The 19,583-nt window shown below is 43.6% G+C and carries 14 protein-coding genes; 7 read left to right on the forward strand and 7 right to left on the reverse strand.

What is annotated here, in order from left to right; all coding sequences use genetic code 11:
* The first annotated feature begins 404 nt into the window (after positions 1–404).
* The 4 genes from exeM to katB all read left to right on the forward strand — a co-directional run bounded on the left by exeM (position 405) and on the right by katB (position 5,776).
* On the forward strand, positions 405–3,017 hold the full coding sequence (exeM, locus tag L2717_RS12635; RefSeq protein ID WP_220774875.1) for an extracellular exonuclease ExeM: 2,613 nt from the start codon (positions 405–407) through the stop codon (positions 3,015–3,017).
* Between the two features lie 211 nt (positions 3,018–3,228).
* Complete coding sequence (locus L2717_RS12640) at positions 3,229–3,666, forward strand: PaaI family thioesterase (RefSeq protein ID WP_220774876.1); 438 nt, start codon at positions 3,229–3,231, stop codon at positions 3,664–3,666.
* A gap of 82 nt (positions 3,667–3,748) precedes the next feature.
* Complete coding sequence (locus L2717_RS12645) at positions 3,749–3,991, forward strand: YgjV family protein (RefSeq protein ID WP_220774877.1); 243 nt, start codon at positions 3,749–3,751, stop codon at positions 3,989–3,991.
* A 309-nt stretch (positions 3,992–4,300) separates the two neighbouring features.
* Positions 4,301–5,776, forward strand: coding sequence for a catalase KatB (gene katB, locus L2717_RS12650; protein WP_220774878.1), 1,476 nt, complete (start codon positions 4,301–4,303; stop codon positions 5,774–5,776).
* Between the two features lie 149 nt (positions 5,777–5,925).
* On the opposite strand, the gene norW is transcribed toward katB, so the two are convergent.
* Together norW and norV are read right to left on the reverse strand one after the other, a co-directional pair.
* Positions 5,926–7,092, reverse strand: coding sequence for an NADH:flavorubredoxin reductase NorW (gene norW / locus L2717_RS12655; protein WP_220775072.1), 1,167 nt, complete (start codon positions 7,090–7,092; stop codon positions 5,926–5,928).
* Positions 7,085–8,593 (reverse strand): anaerobic nitric oxide reductase flavorubredoxin, encoded by a 1,509-nt coding sequence (norV, locus tag L2717_RS12660; protein WP_220775073.1) that lies wholly within the window; start codon positions 8,591–8,593, stop codon positions 7,085–7,087. The genes norW and norV overlap by 8 nt, the downstream gene beginning before the upstream one ends.
* A gap of 181 nt (positions 8,594–8,774) precedes the next feature.
* On the opposite strand from norV, the gene norR reads away from it, so the two are divergent.
* Complete coding sequence (gene norR, locus L2717_RS12665; RefSeq protein ID WP_248938066.1) at positions 8,775–10,424, forward strand: nitric oxide reductase transcriptional regulator NorR; 1,650 nt, start codon at positions 8,775–8,777, stop codon at positions 10,422–10,424.
* A 48-nt stretch (positions 10,425–10,472) separates the two neighbouring features.
* Here the strand turns inward: norR and L2717_RS12670 are convergent, their stop codons facing one another.
* Positions 10,473–11,027 (reverse strand): TMEM165/GDT1 family protein, encoded by a 555-nt coding sequence (locus L2717_RS12670; RefSeq protein ID WP_220774527.1) that lies wholly within the window; start codon positions 11,025–11,027, stop codon positions 10,473–10,475.
* Positions 11,028–11,700: 673 nt separating this feature from the next.
* On the opposite strand from L2717_RS12670, the gene L2717_RS12675 reads away from it, so the two are divergent.
* Positions 11,701–12,876: an aromatic amino acid transport family protein gene (locus tag L2717_RS12675; RefSeq protein ID WP_181317917.1), complete on the forward strand. Its 1,176-nt coding sequence runs from the start codon at positions 11,701–11,703 to the stop codon at positions 12,874–12,876.
* Between the two features lie 283 nt (positions 12,877–13,159).
* Positions 13,160–15,316 carry a S46 family peptidase gene (locus L2717_RS12680; protein WP_220774526.1) on the forward strand — a complete coding sequence of 719 codons (2,157 nt, stop codon included), beginning with the start codon at positions 13,160–13,162 and terminating at the stop codon, positions 15,314–15,316.
* On the opposite strand, the gene L2717_RS12685 is transcribed toward L2717_RS12680, so the two are convergent.
* The 4 genes from L2717_RS12685 to L2717_RS12700 all read right to left on the reverse strand — a co-directional run bounded on the left by L2717_RS12685 (position 15,290) and on the right by L2717_RS12700 (position 19,173).
* A complete protein-coding gene (locus L2717_RS12685) occupies positions 15,290–15,571 on the reverse strand; it encodes a hypothetical protein (protein WP_220774529.1) in 282 nt (93 codons plus the stop codon). The genes L2717_RS12680 and L2717_RS12685 overlap by 27 nt on opposite strands.
* A gap of 185 nt (positions 15,572–15,756) precedes the next feature.
* Positions 15,757–16,371: an FMN-binding negative transcriptional regulator gene (locus L2717_RS12690; RefSeq protein WP_220774525.1), complete on the reverse strand. Its 615-nt coding sequence runs from the start codon at positions 16,369–16,371 to the stop codon at positions 15,757–15,759.
* Between the two features lie 606 nt (positions 16,372–16,977).
* A complete protein-coding gene (locus L2717_RS12695; protein WP_220774524.1) occupies positions 16,978–17,706 on the reverse strand; it encodes a 23S rRNA pseudouridine(2604) synthase RluF in 729 nt (242 codons plus the stop codon).
* 129 nt (positions 17,707–17,835) lie between these two features.
* Complete coding sequence (locus tag L2717_RS12700) at positions 17,836–19,173, reverse strand: Na+/H+ antiporter NhaC family protein (protein WP_220774523.1); 1,338 nt, start codon at positions 19,171–19,173, stop codon at positions 17,836–17,838.
* Positions 19,174–19,583 lie beyond the last annotated feature (410 nt).

Genomic DNA, 19,583 nt, shown 5'->3' on the forward strand with positions numbered 1-19,583 from the left:
TAATCGCTAATTATATTTCAAAATAATGAACGCTAAATTAAGCTTTAATGATATTTTTAATGTATCTAAAATATCCTGTTTTTTTATTTATTATTAAGTACCTCATACTGAATAATATTTTAAAAATATCACATAAAAAGGTTGTCCATCATTTAAAGTATTCAACGATAGATTTTGTCTAACATGTATTTTGCTTACTGATTGTTTTCACATGGTTAATATTTTTAATTTATTATGTTGTTCTGTTTTATGAACAAGCATTTGCGCATAATAACTTACTCATCAATATGTTACGTTTGTAATGTGCGAGCTGCGCCTCTATTTTTTCGTATCCAACTCTGGAATAATCCCTTTGCACGTTAACAGAACGTTAGCGGCAAAATTATAATAATGGGGTTGATGGTATGGAAAGTGTTAACAAATTAACGGCTATTTCTTTAGCTGTCGCGGCGGCTTTGCCTATGATGGCAAGCGCCGATGTGATGATTACCGAGTATGTTGAAGGTAGCTCAAATAACAAAGCAATTGAACTCTATAACAGCGGTGATACGGCAATTGATCTTGCGGGTTATAAACTGGTCCGTTATAAAGATGGTGCAACCACAGCATTAGATATGGTGGCACTCGATGGTCAATCGATCAAATCTAAATCCACTAAAGTCATTTTAAATACGACTGGCGCAATTACGCTTCCTCAAGGCGTAGATAGTTACTCTGGTAGTTTAAGCTTTAATGGTGGTGATGCTGTTGCTCTGCTTAAAGATGATGCAATTGTTGATATTATTGGCGATGTACCAACACCAGTAGGCTGGGGATTAGACGTTACCCTAAAGCGCAAGTTAGATTCATTAATCGCCAATACAGTATTCAACGCCGCGCAGTGGGAACAATTACCTAAAGATACCTTCTCAGGTTTAGGTTCACTAGACACGCCAGTAGAGCCAGAAACCCCCGTCTTTAGCTGCACTGGCGCTAAAATTGTGCCTATTTATCAAGTGCAAGGTGCGGGTGAGTCTAGCCCATATATTGCTGACGGTACGTTTGAATCGGAAGCTGAAGTTACCGTGCGCGGCGTAGTTACTGCCCGCGGCGAAAGTTTATTTAAAGGTTTTTATTTACAAGAAGTTAAGGGTGATAATTCACCGTATACCTCTGATGGCGTGTTTGTACTACTCGGTGAGGCAGTACCTGCAGAAATTCAACCTGGAGTTGAGGTTTGCGTACAGGGTAAGGTAAAAGAATACTTTGGCTTAACTCAAATCGATATTAAAAACGATAATAAATTTGAAGTCGGCGCTAAAGGCAATGTTCCTGCCCCAGTGCCATTTTATGTGGCCGATGGTGAAACCTTAGCCCAAGCGTTAGAGCGCTATGAAGGCATGAATGTCGTGTTAGATGCGGGTAGCGATCTTAAGATCAGCCGTACCTTTAGCTTTGACTATGCGGGTAAGCGCAACAACATGTTAGTGTCTTATCAAGCGCCTTTGATGAAACCAACACAGTTATACCCCGCGCTTTCTGCCGAAGCGACTGCGTTAGTCAAGTCTAACCTCGAAAACCAACTTTTTATTGAGTCCGATTACAAACCTGCCGATGGCGAGATCCCATACTTCCCCGATTTCAACGTTGAAACGGGTTACATCCGTGTTGGCGATCAACTGACTAATCTGCAAGGTGTTATTGGTTATAGCTACGGCGCTTATCGTTTAGTGGCAACTAACCAAATCACAGCGGGTGATTTTATCCGTGGTGATGACAGAACCGATGCGCCTAGCGTTGCGACTAAAGGTGATATTCGCGTTGCCAGCTTTAACGTGTTGAACTTTTTTAACGATGTCGATGGTGGCAACACTAATCCCTCTGGTAGCAATCGTGGCGCATTAACGCTTGAAGAAATGGTATTGCAACGTACTAAAATTGTTAGCGCAATTACTGCCATGAACGCTGATATCGTTGGCCTGATGGAAATTGCTAACAATGGTTTTGGTGAAAAGAGTGCGATTAAAGATTTAGTCGATGCGCTGAACGACAAACAAACGCCTGAAAATGCTTATAGTTTTGTTGAAATTGCAGATGCCGATAAATATGACGGTCAATACTTTGGTTCTGATGCTATTACTGTAGGCATGTTATATCGTGGCGGCAAAGTGACCTTAGCGGGCGCTGCACAAGCGATTAAAACGCCAGAGCAACATGCTAGTGCAGGTTCTGTCACGCGCACTAAAGATGATAAAGCTGAGATTAACCCAGGTAACGATGCTTACCAACGTCACAGCTTAGCGCAGGCATTTAAGATCCATAACGAATCCCTAACTGTTGTTGTTAACCATCTGAAATCTAAAGGTTCAGGATGTTTAGAAGATTGGATGAATTTCGAAGACTCAGTCGATCCAGCCGATCAACAGGGCAAGTGTAATGCTTTCCGTGTGTCTGCTGCTAAAGTGTTGGGTGAAACGCTAAAGGACGTCAAGGGCGATTTACTGGTTATTGGTGATATGAACGCCTACGGTATGGAAGATCCAATCCGTGTGCTGACTGACTTTGATGCGAGCAAGTCAGATCGTGACATCATGACGGCTTCATGGACGACGCTTGATGGCAAAGTGTTTGAACGCCAAGGTAGTAAGATTGAAAAAGGTTATGGCTTGATCAACCTCAACACTAAAGCTCATGGCGTAGGCACATATTCTTACAGCTATAACGGTGAGTTAGGTAACTTAGACCACGCTTTAGCTAATGCTAGCCTTGCTAATCGTTTAGTGGATATTGAGGATTGGCACATCAACTCAGTAGAATCTAACCTGTTTGAATATGGTAAAAAGTTCTCTGGCAAGTTAGCCAAATCTGAAAATGCTTTCTCGGCATCAGATCACGACCCTGTGATTGTTGCCTTAAGCTATCCTGCCCCTGTTGTGACTCCCACACCGACACCTAAACCTAAAAATGATGGCGGTGCTTTGGGCTACTTAGGCTTAGCCTTACTATCCCTGTTTGGTTTGCAGCGTCGTCGCCGTTAGGCTGGCTTGTGCTCACAAGGTAAATTTGTGAGCTAAACTGATGTAAAAAGGATGGGTAACCATCCTTTTTTGTGGTTGTTATTAAATGGGGTATTTTTAGGTGGTAGTCATTTTTGAGCATAAGTTAATAACCTGAGTATTAAGTAAACTAGTTGAACTTGATTTACTTCGCAGTAAACTGCAGATTGGTGTTATTGATTAGGAAGTTATAATGAGTATTTGGTTCAGACCCATCACTTTAGAAGATTGTGTGCGTTTAGATGCAGGTATGGGCGGTAAAGGCACATTAATGCAAACCTTAGGGATAGAGATTAGTGAGATTGGCGACGATTATTTAAAGGCAACGATGCCAGCCGGTCCTGCGGTACATAATCCTTTGGGCATAGTGCATGGCGGTGCGAATGTCGCACTTGCCGAAACTGTTGCCAGTTATGCTGCAAATTTTGCGGTGGATTTTGAACAATATTACTGTGTTGGACAAGAGATTAACGCCAACCATCTACGGGCTTCCCGTAATGGCGTGTTAACAGCTACAGCTAAGCCTATCCATCTGGGTAAACGCAGTTCAGTATGGGAAATTGTAATCCACAACAGTGCGGGTGAACTGACCTGTATTTCTCGGATGACAGCAGCGGTCGTTAAACGCTAAATGCAATAGGCTAGCCTATTTCCAGTCGTGTAAGTAGCGTATCAATCGTTTGATTTAAATAACATATGATTAAGGATTAGCTATGGATAATGCAACAATTTGGGAATGGGTTGGTTATTTAGCCTCGGTAGTCGTGGCGATTTCGCTGATGATGTCAAACATCAAAAAGTTACGCTGGTGGAATCTCATCGGCGCGGCCTTATTTGTGGCGTATGGTATTGCAATTAGTGCTTATCCTGTTGCCTTAGTTAACTTTTTTATCGTATTAATTGACGCTTATTATTTGATTAAGCTTTACCGCGAAGCCGATTCACCCGCCCATTAGCCCCAATATATTACCTTCTGTTTGCTCGTATCTAACAGCCCCCTTTGATTTTCGATAGCAGCTTTAATAATGCCGTCTATCGCAGGTCATGGCTGTTTAGCCTACGCCATTGTTCAATTATCTTGTTGCACTACCGCTAATCTTATTTACAGATTGAGCGAATCTAATTTAATCGCTTTCTTGTTTTGTGGTGATTGTCTATTCTTGCTCTATAGGCAACATGTCATCCGCCAAGGAGATAAGCCATGGCTACCATTTATGATCTAATTGAAACGTGGTTAATTACCCATCAAGACTAAGGAATAAGATATGAGTCAACAGAATTTAGCAAGTCAATACTTAACGAGCCAAAACGGTGCACCTGTCGCTGATGACCAAAACTCATTGTCAGCGGGCGAACGCGGTCCTTTATTATTACAAGATTGGCATCTGATTGAAAAATTAGCCCATTTTAACCGTGAACGTATTCCTGAGCGCATCGTGCATGCTAAAGGTACCGGTGTTTACGGCACGTTTACCCTGACCAAAGAGTTAAGTGATTTTACCATTGCCGACCATTTCAATGGTGTGGGCAAGCAAACTGAAACCTTTATGCGTTTCTCTACCGTAGGCGGTGAAATGGGTTCGGCCGATGCCGAACGTGATCCACGTGGCTTTGGTCTGCGCTTTTATACCACTCGCGGTAATCACGATATTGTAGGTAACAATACGCCGACGTTTTTTATTCGTGATGGCATAAAGTTTCCTGATTTTATTCACACGCAAAAACGTAATCCGCAGACCAACTTAAAAGATCCACAGGCCATGTGGGACTTTTGGTCGCTAAACCCTGAAGCTATGCATCAAGTGACTATTTTGATGTCGGATCGCGGTATTCCGGCCAACTACCGTCAGATGCACGGTTATGGTTCACACACGTTCTCGCTATGGAATGCTAAGGGTGAGCGTTTTTGGGTGAAGTTTCACTTTAAATCTCAGCAAGGCGTGGTCAATTTAACCAATGAACAGGCAGATAAATTAAAAGGTATCGACCCTGATTCATCACAGCGCGATATGGTTGTGGCGATTACTGATGGTAATTTCCCGCGCTGGAGTGTCAATGTTCAGATTATGCCCGAGGCAGATGCGAATACTTACGCGATTAATCCATTTGATTTAACTAAGGTTTGGCCGCATAGCGACTATCCCCTGATTGAGATTGGTGTGTTAGAACTGAATCGACTGCCACAAAACTACTTTGCTGAAGTTGAGCAAGTGGCATTGGCACCGAGCAATTTAGTGCCCGGCGTAGGCGCTTCGCCAGATAAGATGTTACAAGCGCGTTTATTTGCCTATGCTGATGCTCAGCGTTACCGTATTGGCGCTAATTACAACCAGTTACCGGTAAACTGTCCACACGCAGCTAAGGCAAATCATCATCAACGTGGCGGCGCAATGGCAGGTACACAATGCCCGTTTAGCCATAGTCAAACCGGTGGTGATGCCAGTGCCAATTATGGCCCGAACAGTACCCCATCAGCCTTAATTGAGCCGGTTAACTTTACAGAGCCACCACTTCGATTAGAAGGTGAGGCTGCGCGTTATAGTCGTTATAACCAAGACGATTACACTCAGGCGGGTAATTTGTATCGAATCTTTAGTGAAGATGAGAAAGCACGCTTAGTGGCTACGATTTCAGGTTCCCTGTGCCAGGCGAGTTTAGATGTGCAGCAACGCATGGTAGGGCATTTCACCCAAGCCGATGCTGATTACGGCCAAAGTATAAAGCAAGCGTTAGGTTTATAGAGTATTAGTCATACTTATATAATGGCTTAAATGAAAAAACCGAGGTGATATTCACTCTCGGTTTTTTACCTTTAAATAGCGTTCATTCGTTGATTAATAGGCAAGTAACGTCTAAATCAATGTCAAATTAGGTAATGCCAACGCCATCATTAAGCTGCCGCGAGCACAGTATTCGGGCTATTGAGTTGCTTTAATAATCCAAAAGCTTGTTTCATTTTATCTTCTGTTACGATAAATCCGAGTAATATTTCATCTGCATCTAATGCTTTAATACAGGTGCCTTGGGCATCAATATCGACGCGCCAGCGGTGAACGTTACTAACCGTAATACCGCCTAATTGCATCGGTAATAAGGGAGTTTTTACTTTAACAAGCATCGCAGGGAAATTCACCGCAGTGGCTTGATTTAACAAGGTGCTTGCCAGTGCGTTGGCACTCAGTAATGCTGGTTGCAAATAGGCCATGCTTTGACCATTGATGTGAGCACAGTCTCCTAGTGCATAAATATCGCTATCACTTGTTTGTAAGTACTCATTAACTATGATGCCTTTATTGACCTCAAGACCCGCATTTTGCGCAAGTTGGCTGTTAGGTATTAGGCCTGCTGCGCAGATCACCGCATCACAAGTAAAGTGCAGGTCGTTATCGAGACTTACAGCAATACAGCTATCTTGGTGTTGCAGTTGACTTACCCGAGTTTGTAATTGCACGGTTACCCCTTGCTTGGCTAACACCGCAGCAAGTTTTTGGCTTAGCATTTCAGGCAATAAGTTTGCCATTAGGCTTGCCTGCGGGTCGACTAAAAAGACCTGTTTACCCGCAGTCGCTAGATCCATTGCTAACTCAACCCCGACTAACCCCGCACCGATAACGAGTACTTTTGCTGCACTACGTATATTGGCTTGGCAGGCTTGATACTCGCTTAAGCTGTTAAATGTATGAATAGCATTAATGGCATCGCCACTCATTTTAGGAATAAAAGGCCGTGCGCCTGTAGCGAGCACTAACTTCTCATAGGCGACTTCGCGGCCCTGAGTGCAAAAGACCACTTTGCGATCTTTGTCTATGTGAGTGACTTCACTGTGATTGATCAAATCAATTTGTTGTTCTTTAGCAAACTCTGCGGCCGTTAATTTAATCAGATCTGCCGCCATTTGCTGGCGACTAAATACATGGCTTAAATCTGGTTTATGATATTCATCACCCGAGTCAGCGGTAATCAAGGTAATAGCCTGCTCAGTGTTTAATCGGCGCAGCGTTTTCACTAATTGATACGCCGCAAAACCACTACCAATAATGACGATAGGTCTAGGCATGATTCACCTCACTTTTCTTTACCGCAAAGACGCTTTTACCAAGACCACATTCAGGGCAGAGGAAGTCATCAGCCACTTGTGCCCAAGGTGTCCCAGCCGCAATATCCTGATTGGGCTCACCGTCTTTAGGGTCGTAAACCCATTGGCAAACAGTACAAATCATAGATTGTGCATCATCCACTACAAGGCTTGCATTTTTTGCTGGCGCTGGCGTAATGGCAGGTGCTGCGTTTTGATTAACGGCTTGACTAGGTTTAGACATAACCTGATTGATAATCGAGCGACTATTTGCGCTGTCGAGTGGGCGCAATGCCCATTCTTTGGCAATACGTTGTCCGTGTTGACGGCACTCTTGCATCGCGTCACGATCAGGGCGCCATTTAACTTTTAAGCCGACAGAGGTTTCAAATCCAGCATCCATTAAACGGGTATGAATTCTATCGACAGCGCCACCATTCCAGCCATAACTACCGAAAGCTGCGGCTTTTTTATTACGAAAGCGTAAGCCAGTGATTTCTTCTAACATAGCGGCAATTTTAGGCATCATCACGTTATTCATAGTGGATGAGCCCACCAAAATACCTTTAGATCTAAATGCTTGCGCTAGAATTTCATTCTTGTCATGGCGGGCAACGTTATATACTTTTACTGCAACATTTGGGTCAACATCATGAATGCCTTGGGCAATGCCATCTGCCATCATGCGGGTGTTGTTTGACATAGAATCGTAGAAAATAGTGATGCGATCTTCTTGATAAGCATCAGCCCAAGCCAAATACTGGTGAATAATTTGCGCAGGATTGTCGCGCCACACAATACCGTGGGCTGTCGCAATCATATCTACTGGTAAATTAAAGCTTAATACTTCGTGAATTTTAGCGGTTACTAGGCTGCTAAATGGCGTTAAAATATTGGCATAGTAACGTAGGCATTGTTCCATCAATTCATTTTGATCGACTTCATCGTTAAAAAGACGCTCATCACAATAATGTTGACCAAAGGCATCATTACTAAACAAAACCGCATCTTCAGTCAGATACGTCATCATGCTATCAGGCCAATGCAGCATTGGCGCTTCAATAAAAATCAGTTGCTTACCATTACCAACATCGAGACTGTCGCCAGTTTTAACGGTAATGAAATTCCATTCTGGATGGTGATGGTGACCTACGATAGAGTCGACAGCATTTTCAGTGCAATAAATCGGTGTATTAGGGATTTTGGCCATGAGAGCCGTCAGCGCGCCGGAGTGATCTTCTTCGGCATGGTTCATCACAATATAATCGATATCGTTTAAATCAATTTCAGCTTCAAGGTTTTGTAAGAATTGCTGACTAAAGCGATGATCAACCGTATCAATTAGCACGGTTTTTTCTTCACGGATCAGGTAACTGTTGTAGCTAGTACCTTTGGTAATTTTATATTCAGTGCCATGAAAATCTTGAACTTCCCAATCGCGTTGACCAACCCAGTGGATATTGTTTTTTACATGAATTGTCATAAATACACCTATTAGATAAGAAAGATACGTTAGAGGATCAGTATGTTATAGCCGCGGCTTAACTCTCTGCTTCCCTTAAGACTGCACTTCCCATGCCAAATTTGTAATCAATTGAAAATTATTGATTTTATATTTAAAGCAAAATATAAATGTCATTATGACTGTCTATAGCAGTATCATAATGACAGTCTATATTGTCATTATGATACTGCGAGCCATCAATATGTATGTTCAAGCCGATCTCACCCAACTTGCCTTAGATTTAACGATTGGTCTTTCAGCCCAGGATAGATTCGAGCGCCTGCTTGCCGTTGTTAGGCGACGGGTCAATTGTGATGCCGCGGCATTATTGGTTTTTAAGGATCAACAATTTGTACCGTTAGCGATTGATGGTTTATTTACTGAGGTGTTAGGGCGGCGATTTAAAATTAGCGAACACCCAAGGTTAGAAGCCATTGCCCGTGCGGGTGATGTGGTGCGCTTTCCTTCGGATAGCCAACTACCTGATCCATATGATGGTTTAATCCCTAATCATAGCGATAACTTACAGGTACATGCGTGTATTGGCTTACCGTTAATCGCCCATGATCGCTTGATTGGTGCATTAACTATCGACGGTTTTAATCCACAGCAGTTTGATAGTTTTAGTGATAGCGAACTGCGAGTGATCAGTGCACTTGCCGCAGCCAGCTTAAATACGGCTTTGTTAATGCAAAAGCTAGAATCCCAAGTCGTGGAAGTATCAAGCGATACCGAAGTGTTAAATCGCCATGCTAGTCAGCAGGAGATTATTGGGCAATCGACTGAGATCCAATCGTTAAAACAACAGATTAGCGCGGTAGCCAACACCGATTTATCGGTTTTAATCACCGGTGAAACCGGAGTGGGTAAAGAGTTAGTCGCAGCGGCGATACATAATCAGTCGACGCGAGCCGATAAGCCCCTTATCTATTTAAATTGTGCAGCACTGCCAGAATCCGTTGCTGAAAGTGAACTCTTTGGGCATGTCAAAGGCGCGTTTACTGGTGCGATTAGTCACAGACAAGGCAAGTTTGAATTAGCCAATAATGGCACTTTATTTTTAGATGAAATCGGCGAGTTACCCTTAAGCTTGCAAGCTAAGTTATTGAGGGTTTTACAATTTGGTGAATTACAGCGGGTAGGCAGCGATAAGAGTCTAAAAGTAAATACTCGGATTATTACGGCAACTAATCGTATTTTACATCAAGAGGCGACAGAGGGCCGCTTTCGCTTTGATCTCTATCATCGTTTAAGTGTGTTTCCTATTCATGTTCCGCCATTGAGGGAGCGTGGCCGAGATATTGTGCTACTCACAGGTTTTTTTCTGGAACGCTGTAAGACGAAGTTGGGGCTCACCCATGTGAGTATCACGCCATCAGCGCAGCAGTTATTAGAGCAATATGCGTGGCCGGGTAATGTGCGCGAATTAGAGCATGCAATACACAGGGCGGCAGTGTTAGCCAAAGCCGAACTAAAAACAGCGTATATCAGCTTAAGTGATAAACATTTTCAGTTTGATCCTGTGGTTACTCAACCCCAAGTTAATGTGAGTAATGATCCCGCGGTGCAAGTCGTGCCCGTGGTGCAAGCCATTGAAGCCCCATCTGCAATAGCGGCCGAATTTCGCGAATCGTCATTATTAGATACCACAATACTAGGGCTTAAGGCATCAACAGAGGCTTATCAGCGTCAACTTATCCGTCAAGTTTTAGCTGCCAATCAACAAAATTGGGCTGTGTGCGCCAGAGTTTTGCAAGTCGATACCGGTAATTTGCATCGACTCGCAAAGCGGTTAGGTCTGAAAACGTAAAAAGTAAATGGTGATGTTTTATCTCCATTTACTTACATTGTGCCGTTCTTAGAGAAACAAGGTCGCTACCCCTAATAAAGCAAATAACATCGCGCAGCCACGGTGTATCCATAGCATGGGTAATTTATCGGCGCTGAAATGCCCCACAATCACTACCGGTACGTTAGCAAGCAACATACCTAAGGTTGTACCAGCAACCACCATAGTTAATGAATCGTATTTTGCGGCTAACACTATCGTGGCGATTTGTGTTTTATCGCCCATCTCGGCGATAAAAAATAGGATAAAGGTGGCTAAAAATGGGCCCATCTTATAAAAACGGCTCTCTTTTACATCGATTTTGTCGGGGATTAATACCCAAAGGGCGATGGCAAAAAACGATGCGGCAACTAAATAACGTGCGACATCGGGGCTGACCCAGTTGATCGCCCATTGGCCAAGCCAAGCGGCGGAAAAATGGTTAATTAGAGTCGATAAAAACATGCCTAAAATAATCGCAGTTTTATTTTTAAATCTCGCGGCTAGTATAAGGGCAAGCAGTTGGGTTTTATCACCAATTTCGGCAATGGCAACCGTAAAGGTTGAGGATAGTAGGGCTTCCAAGTGTGATCCTTTAGGGGTGGTTAAGACATAAGCACAACAAACCGTCCACCCCTAGGTGCAGTTATTGTGCTCAGGTCTTGCCGGGCAAATCGATGATTTGCTGTGAACACCATGGCGTATGGCCAAGTATGTTGATGTTCACCCTAGATGACGATGGCTCGAAATCCAGTTAGCTACTCCCCCGAAGCGAGGCGGGCATTATACCTAAGTGAAACGCGCTTTCAAGCGGAAGCGGATGAAAGTGGGTTAAATGAAGGCAAGTTTGTATTTTTTCGTTTATCGCCTCGCTATAAGCTTGTTACTGTATTTAACGCCATTCATCTTTGTTCACAACTGGCTTGCCCACTGGGTTTGGCTCTGTTAATGTCCCAAACAATCTATTTAATCGATATCGTTATCGGTTTGTTAATTGGATAATCACCATTGAAACTCATGCCATTTTTCAGCGCTCGATTTAGTTAGCCTCAATGGCGACTGGATTGAAACATTCACAGCTATTGGGGCCAATTGATCCGTTATGCACAGATCCGCTTGGATGCTTTAGGTGATATGTCGCTTAGTTTGTTTTAAGGCATAGAGTTTATCGGTTCAAATCTTACTGAGATAACACTCAACTAAAATTTAAATAAAATAATAATTAATCATTGAACAGGACTATTGTGTGAATCCAAAAATGTTAGGTTCAGTCGCCATTGTTGCCGGAACGGCCATTGGCGCAGGTATGTTAGCTTTACCTCTTGCGACTGCAGCCTTAGGTATTATTCCGGCGTTAGTATTACTGGTCGTTATTTGGGGCGTATCTGCCTATACCTCATTGCTCATGCTTGAAATTAACTTACGTACTGGTGTAGGTGATAATTTGCATGTTATTACCGGTAAATTACTGGGTAAAAAAGGCCAGATAATTCAAGGCGCTTCTTTTTTAAGTTTATTATTTGCTTTGACAGCGGCTTATCTCACGGGTGGGTCATCGCTATTAGTGCTTAAAGCGAAAAATATGTTTGATATCGCACTTGATAATCAAGCGGCAGTATTGATATTCACCTTAGTGCTTGGCGGGTTTGCGGCGCTCGGTGTGGCTTGGGTTGATAAAGTTTCACGTTTCTTATTTTCGTTGATGATTCTATTGCTGGTGGTCGTCGTATTATTTTTATTGCCTGAAGTCAGTATTGCCAGCATGGCAACAGGCGCTATTGCCGAGTCGATGACCAGCAGCTGGATGGCGGCGATTCCAGTGGTATTTACCTCTTTTGGTTTCCACGTTTGTATTGCGACGTTAGTGCGCTATCTCGATGGTGATGCGGTATCTCTGCGTAAAGTATTATTAATTGGTTCGACCATTCCGTTGGTGTGTTATGTGCTTTGGTTATTGGTGACGTTAGGCACAGTGGGAGGGTATGACATTAATGGATTTGAAGGTTCATTACCTATGCTTATCACCGCATTGCAAGAGATTGCCCATACGCCTTGGATCAGCAAATGTATCTCGTTATTTGCTGATTTAGCGCTAGTGACCTCATTTCTTGGGGTGACCTTAAGCTTGTATGATTTTGTCGCCGAGTTGACCCGCGCTAAAGAAACATTTGTAGGCCGGATTCAGACTTGGCTATTAACCTTTGTTCCGCCAGTATTGTGTGCCTTGTATCTACCAGAAGGTTTTGTAGCAGTGCTCGGATTTGCTGCTGTGCCATTGGTGGTGATGATTATCTTTTTACCTATTGTGATGGCGCTGCGACAACGTCAATTACAACTGGGCGGTTATCAAGTGTCTGGTGGTGTAGGTGCGTTAGCCTTGGCAGGTTTATTGGGCGCCGTGATTATTGGTGCCCAGCTATTTGTTGCTATCTAACTGGTTGTCATTAATTGGCGATTAGAAGAAGTAGCTTTAGCGAATGCCATCAGGTAACTTTGATGAGATGTATTTGCTTTGTAAGCGAATTTGTCTGAGTCTGTTATAGCGTGTGCTCAATGTGATAAAGTCAGGCCCTGTGCCTGACTTTTTGCTTTTTAGACTTTAAAGCGCGTTATCACAGAGTTTTACGCTAAATATTTAAAATTAAAACAACAAGATTAACACCATAAAATAGCCCAGCTTGCGTTTGGCTTCATTTACATAAAACGGATTTAACACAATGAAAAAATGGTTACTCACAGTTGCCGTAGCCGCCAGTTTTGGCGCTCAGGCTGACGAAGGTATGTGGCAGCCCCACCAATTGCCTGCTATGGCCGCTGAGCTAAAAGCAAAGGGGTTAGAAATTGATGCAACATCAATTTCTAAACTGACGCAATTCCCGATGAACGCCGTAATAAGCCTTGGCGGCTGTACCGCTTCATTCGTATCACCAAAGGGACTGGTGGTCACTAACCACCACTGCGCCTATGGTGCGATTCAATACAATTCAACGCCGGAAAAAAACCTGCTTGAAGAAGGCTTCTTAGCCAAAACCTTCGCCGATGAATTGCCTGCCACGCCAGGCTCTCGCGTGTATGTCACTGAAGATGTGACCAATGTAACTGAGCGCGTACAAAGCGGGCTTGAAGGTAAAGTGGGTAGCGACCTTTATCAAGGCGTTGAAAACCAAGAAAAAGCCTTAGTTGCCGAATGTGAAAAAGAAGAGGGCTACCGTTGCCAAGTGTATAGCTTCCACGGCGGGCTTGAGTACTATCTGGTAAAACAGTTAGAAATTCGCGATGTACGTTTGGTTTATAACCCCGCAGCGAGCGTGGGTAAATATGGTGGCGACGTTGATAACTGGATGTGGCCACGTCACACCGGCGATTTCTCTTTCTATCGTGCCTATGTGTCCAAAGCAGGAAAACCTGCCGATTTCAGCAGCGATAACGTGCCATACGAGCCCAAAAGCTTTTTAAAAGTCTCGGCTAAAGGCGTGAGTGATGGCGATTTTGTCATGGTGGCAGGCTACCCAGGTCGCACTAACCGTTATCGCACCGCCAATGAGGTACAAAATCAATTCGAGTGGGCTTATCCAGAAGGTAAGTTACTGCGCGAACGCTTTATTGAGATCATTAAAGATACCGCCCCAGAGGGCAGTGACGAGCGAATTAAGTACGAGAGCCAAATTGCTGGCCTTGCTAATTACGCAAAAAACTTCACCTCGATGATCGAGTTTTACGGCAAATCAACCATGTTGAATGACCGTAAAACCCGTGAAGCAGAGCTTGCAGCGTGGATTGCCAAAGACAGTAAGCGTGAAGCGAAATACGGCAAAACCTTAGCGCAGTTAGACGCGTTAATTGCTAAAGGCAAGGCGCATCAAGAGCGTGACATGCTGCTAAGTTACATCGGCAATACCACTCTATTACCGACAGCACGCGATTTATATCGTTTAGCGAATGAGAAACAACTACCTGATATACAACGTGAACCAGGTTTTCAAGAGCGAGATATGCCGCGGCTAACAGCCAGCATGGAACGTATTGACCGTCGTTATGCGCCAAGTGTTGATAAAGCCGTGCTGTTCGATATGTTAAAACGCTACGCCGCATTGCCAGAGGACAAACGTCTACCTGCATTGGATAAAGCTTTTGGTATCGATAAAAAGTTCAGCGAAGCTAAGCTTTCGAAAACGCTGGATAAAATGTATGCCAAAACTGAGTTAGGCAAAAAAGACGTGCGTCTGGCGTGGATGGATAAATCGGTTGCCGATTTTAAAGCCTCTAAAGATCCGTTCATTCAATTCGCTGTCGCTATGTACGACACTGATATGGCAGAAGAAAAGCAACAAAAAGAACTGGATGGCGAGCTGATGAAAGTGCGCCCGCAGTACATGGATGCCATCATTGCCTACAATCTTGAGCAAGGTAAACCTGTGTATGCCGATGCAAACTCAAGCCTACGTGTCACGGTCGGTCATGTGAAAGGCTACTCGCCAAAAGATGGTTTACAAGCTTTGCCCTTCACTCGCCTTGAAGGCATAGTGCAAAAGGATACTGGTGTTGAACCATTCGATGCGCCGAAAAAAGAGTTAGCGCTGATTAAGCAAAAGCAATACGGTGATTTCTATGTGAAAGCCATCGATTCTGTACCCGTTAACTTCCTGTCGACGTTAGACACAACTGGCGGTAACTCAGGTTCACCCACCCTAAACGGCCGCGCTGAATTAGTCGGTCTGCTGTTCGATGGTGTGTATGAAAGCATTATCGGCGACTGGGCATATGACGATAACATCAACCGTTCTATCCAAGTGGATAGCCGCTATATGTTGTGGGTAATGAAGTATTTAGATCATGCCGACAATTTATTAGCTGAGATGGAAATCGTTAAGTAAGCCATTGCCGCACCAGCAATGGTGCGGCCTAGCGTTATTCGGATTACTAGCATTTAAGCGCTCTTTGAATCCAGCCATAACAAGATAATAAAATAGCGATAAACTCACTGGGTTTATCGCTATTTTTTTGTGTAATCGCTTCTGATAGCAGCTTTGATAGGCTTGCCATGGCATTAGCTCACCGACACGCAGCAAGTCCATCCGTGGATGCTCGACCGCCTCGTCCATGGTGCGGACGGTCGTCTCGCAAATCACCACGGCTCACCTTTTTAGCATTAGCGTGAGCTGTGGATTGAAAAGATTACGTAACATACTTTTGGACAGAAACGTGATTGATACTTTGCTCTAACTCGTCTGTTTCGGATTAAAATTACTATGGATTAACGCTCCGCGCATACTCGCGAACTTGTGAGCGTCTAAGGGCCGAATAACACGGTTTGTTAACTGCCTGTACCAACATTTCTCTTTTCCATGTAAGCACATAAACTGGCAGCATTTAAATCCTTAGATTTTTGTAAACCCGCAAATACTCCCTTTTGATCCTCTGGTTTGCGATGTTGTCCTAATTTTTCTTTAGCTTGAATCTCGTCAATTGCAATTTTGAATCCGACAACACCGCTACGAAGCTTTAACTGATAATCAGCAGGCATAATATCAATGTTATTTAACAACTCAGGTTCATATTTAACAATAAGTTCAGCCATAACCTGCTGATTCTCATCGTCATCAAGAATACTGAGGTAACCATAACAATGAACCACTGAATAATTCCAAGTTGGTACAGCTGGTTTAGTTACATACCAACTTGGTGAAATATAGGCATGTGGCCCTTGAAAAATAACTAAAACCCTCTGATTCTCAGCAATTTCCCAATGGGTATTTGATTTAGCAAAGTGACCAAATAGAAAACCAAGCCCTTTATCATCCGGTTCGTAAATGAGTGGTAAATGTGTAGCAGTTAGATCAGCACTGATTAGTGTTCCAAATCCATTTTCAGCTATTAGCTCACTGATTACTAATGGATCTTTTACTTCAAGATTCTTAGGTATGTACATGATTCTCTACTACGATAGCGGTTAACGGCTTAGTATTTATGCGTTTCGCTGTTTGCAGGGCATAAATCGTTTGTTGACTCAATCTTAAATATGGCCACTGCCGCATCCATGTCAATTGGTATAAATGATGCTATAGGAATTTGCTTTTTTGCGGTAGCTGTTTTTTATACAGTTTGGTGGGTAATTACTTGATATCGTTTTAGCTTTCTCATTTTTCGCGCTTATTTTTGCTGATGAATCGCTATCTAATGACTCAAAACTCCAAGGAATACACCTCCCCCCGGAGTTGCCGCAGGGCGAATAGACAGATTGCGTGAGTTCGGTCATGGATGACCGACTAGCTTTCGCAGGTGCAGGGACGCATCCTTCGGAAGCGATAGCAAATTTGTCAATGAGCACAAGGGGCTTTCAACTCCGTTGGGGGCGTCTTGGAGCATCCAAGGAGGATAGGACGAGCAGTCCTCCTTGGTCGGGTGTGGGGTGAAGCCCCACGACTTTGATTTTGATTAAAGCATTCAAACTAAACTTGGAAGGCTCTAAGATCTTGCTTTGGGGCAGGCGATTAACAACTATTGGCTTAATGTAAAATCCCAACCAATCATCTATTTATACTATCGTCAGCGCAGCTTTTAGTTCTGCAATTTCCGATTCTGTTAATGGCCGCATTTGGCCTTCTTGTAACTCACCCAATGCCAATTCGCGTAAATTCAGTGTCATTATGGCAATACGCTCAAGATCGATAACGCGATACCCGAGCGCCTTGGACATACGCCGAATTTGTCGATTTAGTCCTTGAGTCAGTACGATTTCAAAGCTGTCCGAACTGAGTAGGTGGACGTGGCAGGGCAGGGTTTGCAGGTCTTTATAACGTACTCCACTGGCCATTTGTTCAACAAAATCATCAGTGAATGGCCTGTCGAGGCGCACATGGTAGGTTTTGCTGTGGGAAAAACTGGGGTGCATCAGTTTATGGGTTAGCTCACCATCGTTAGTTAACAGCAACAGGCCGCGAGAATCTTTATCGAGCCTGCCGACGGGATAGAGTCTTGGCACTTTAGGAAGCAAGTGTATAAGGCTCGTTTCATCCTGCTCCAGCAGGCGGCAGTCTGTGCCCACAGCTTTGTTAAATATCCAATAGGCGAGTGTTTCAGCTTTAGTGATGGGCGCGCCATCAAGCTCAATGTTATCGAGGCAGTTTAATGACTCGTCTAAATGGATAGGATCTGTGTGGCGGGCGATGTGGCCATTGAGCGTGATGCGCCCAGCCTCAACCAAACGGCAGGCTTCACGGCGTGAGCCTATGCCACATTGGGCGAGGTATTTTGCGAGGCGCATAGTAATCCAATGTTGATGAATTTAAACATAAAAAAGGAGCCGAATCCGGCTCCTTTAGTGGTACTTATCGGTATTTAAATGAGTTATTACAAGCTGCTTTTTAACACGCGATAAGTACAGTGCTACCTATCAATGACGTTTGCGTAAAATCACAATCGCAACGGCTACTACGGCTAAAATCATGCAATACCAAGCGTGTGATACCGCAGCCAGTGGTGTGATGCTAAAGGTCGAGGCGATAAGTAAAGCTTGGGCGCCGTAAGGGATTAACCCCTGGATAATACAGGCAAAAATATCTAATATACTGGCGGCACGTTTTGGACTCACTCCATGTTTTTCGGCTAAGTCCTTGGCAATATCGCCGGTTACAACGATAGAAACCGTGTTGTTGGCCACGCAAGTGTTAGTCACTGCGACTATGCAAGCCATACCGAGCTCTGCTGCGCGGCACGATGCTTCACCTTGTGCTTTTGAAAAGCGCGCAATCAGCTTTTCAATCTGTTTGCTAACGAAGGCGAGCCCACCTTGTTGCTGCATCAGTGCTGCTAAACCACCAACCAACATAGACAGAATAAAAATTTCCTGCATGTTACTAAAGCCGGCATAAATATCTTTACCAAATTGGATCACGCCGTAATCCATGGTCAATAAACCGGTTGCGCCCGCGAGCAAGATACCTAAGGTCAACACCACAAATACGTTCAGACCCGCCACGGCTAAGATCAAAATGGTCAGATAAGGAATGACCTTAATAAAATCGATATTCTGTGTGGCTAACTCCGCTTGGCCTTGGCCTGCGAATACAAACGCAATTAACGTTAGCAATGATGCTGGGATAGCGAAAATCAGGTTTTCACGGAATTTATCTCTCATATCACAGCCTTGGGTACGAGTGGCAGCAATGGTGGTGTCGGAAATAATCGATAAATTGTCACCAAATAGGGCTCCAGACATCACGGCGCCCGCCATCAGTGCATAGTCGATTTGGGCTTGGTCGGCGACGCCAAGGGCGATGGGTGCGACAGCAGCTATGGTGCCCATTGAGGTGCCCATAGCAGTTGCAATAAAAGCGGCAATGACAAAAAATCCGGGTAATAACAGATTTGATGGGATTAATGATAAACCTAGCGCAACCGTGGCATCGACGCCACCAGTAGCTTTAGCGACGGCAGCAAAGGCGCCAGCTAACAAATAAATCAAACACATCGCAATAATATTGCTGTGACCAATACCGCCAATAAAGGTATCAATCGATTGATTTAATTTTTGCTTCGATAAAATTATCGCCAGCATGATCGCGGGTAAAATAGCGATAACACTCGGTAATTGATAAAAAGCAAAGTCGACACCTTGGCTCTGAAAATATACGCCAGCGCCAATAAAAAGACCTAAGAAGACAAATAATGGCAACAGGGCAACGAAAGATGCCGGGCTGTGCTGTGATGTTACTGTTGATGAATCGCTCAATGTTATCTCTCTTTCGCTTGGCGTTTTTCCGCAATATCCTTAGCGGTAAAACTCGTTTAAATGGGTGTCGCTTTAGCATCGTATCCTAGCAACTTAAGGCGAAGCATATTTGATCCTCAGTATCGTGTCAATTTAGACGTCTAGACGTTTTTACTGCCAGTGTGATCGTGAGGTTATCATTTGGTTGTATAACATAATGATCACTAATTATTGGTGGTAAAAATCAACTGCTTATTTATTTTTATTAACGGGAAAATAGTTGGTTTTGATATGATTTTTTTCTATATAAAAAACAAATATAGAATTGAATTGGGATATTTAGGATGATTTTTGAACGAATGATGGCGCGAGTTTACTGCGTTTATACGAGTATGTTTTGATGTGGGTTGAAATTTAGCTTCAATTTGTAA

This window comes from Shewanella glacialipiscicola (assembly GCF_023283485.1).
In the GTDB taxonomy this organism is placed as follows: domain Bacteria; phylum Pseudomonadota; class Gammaproteobacteria; order Enterobacterales; family Shewanellaceae; genus Shewanella; species Shewanella glacialipiscicola.

Coding starts and splice junctions, on each gene's coding strand:
- katB (WP_220774878.1), top strand. CDS start 4,301: ATGAGTCAACAGAATTTAGCAAGTCAATACTTAACGAGCCAAAACGGT.
- L2717_RS12640 (WP_220774876.1), top strand. CDS start 3,229: ATGAGTATTTGGTTCAGACCCATCACTTTAGAAGATTGTGTGCGTTTA.
- L2717_RS12690 (WP_220774525.1), bottom strand. CDS start 16,371: ATGTACATACCTAAGAATCTTGAAGTAAAAGATCCATTAGTAATCAGT.
- L2717_RS12675 (WP_181317917.1), top strand. CDS start 11,701: ATGTTAGGTTCAGTCGCCATTGTTGCCGGAACGGCCATTGGCGCAGGT.
- norV (WP_220775073.1), bottom strand. CDS start 8,593: ATGACAATTCATGTAAAAAACAATATCCACTGGGTTGGTCAACGCGAT.
- L2717_RS12645 (WP_220774877.1), top strand. CDS start 3,749: ATGGATAATGCAACAATTTGGGAATGGGTTGGTTATTTAGCCTCGGTA.
- norR (WP_248938066.1), top strand. CDS start 8,775: ATGACAGTCTATATTGTCATTATGATACTGCGAGCCATCAATATGTAT.
- exeM (WP_220774875.1), top strand. CDS start 405: ATGGAAAGTGTTAACAAATTAACGGCTATTTCTTTAGCTGTCGCGGCG.
- L2717_RS12695 (WP_220774524.1), bottom strand. CDS start 17,706: ATGCGCCTCGCAAAATACCTCGCCCAATGTGGCATAGGCTCACGCCGT.
- norW (WP_220775072.1), bottom strand. CDS start 7,092: ATGCCTAGACCTATCGTCATTATTGGTAGTGGTTTTGCGGCGTATCAA.
- L2717_RS12680 (WP_220774526.1), top strand. CDS start 13,160: ATGAAAAAATGGTTACTCACAGTTGCCGTAGCCGCCAGTTTTGGCGCT.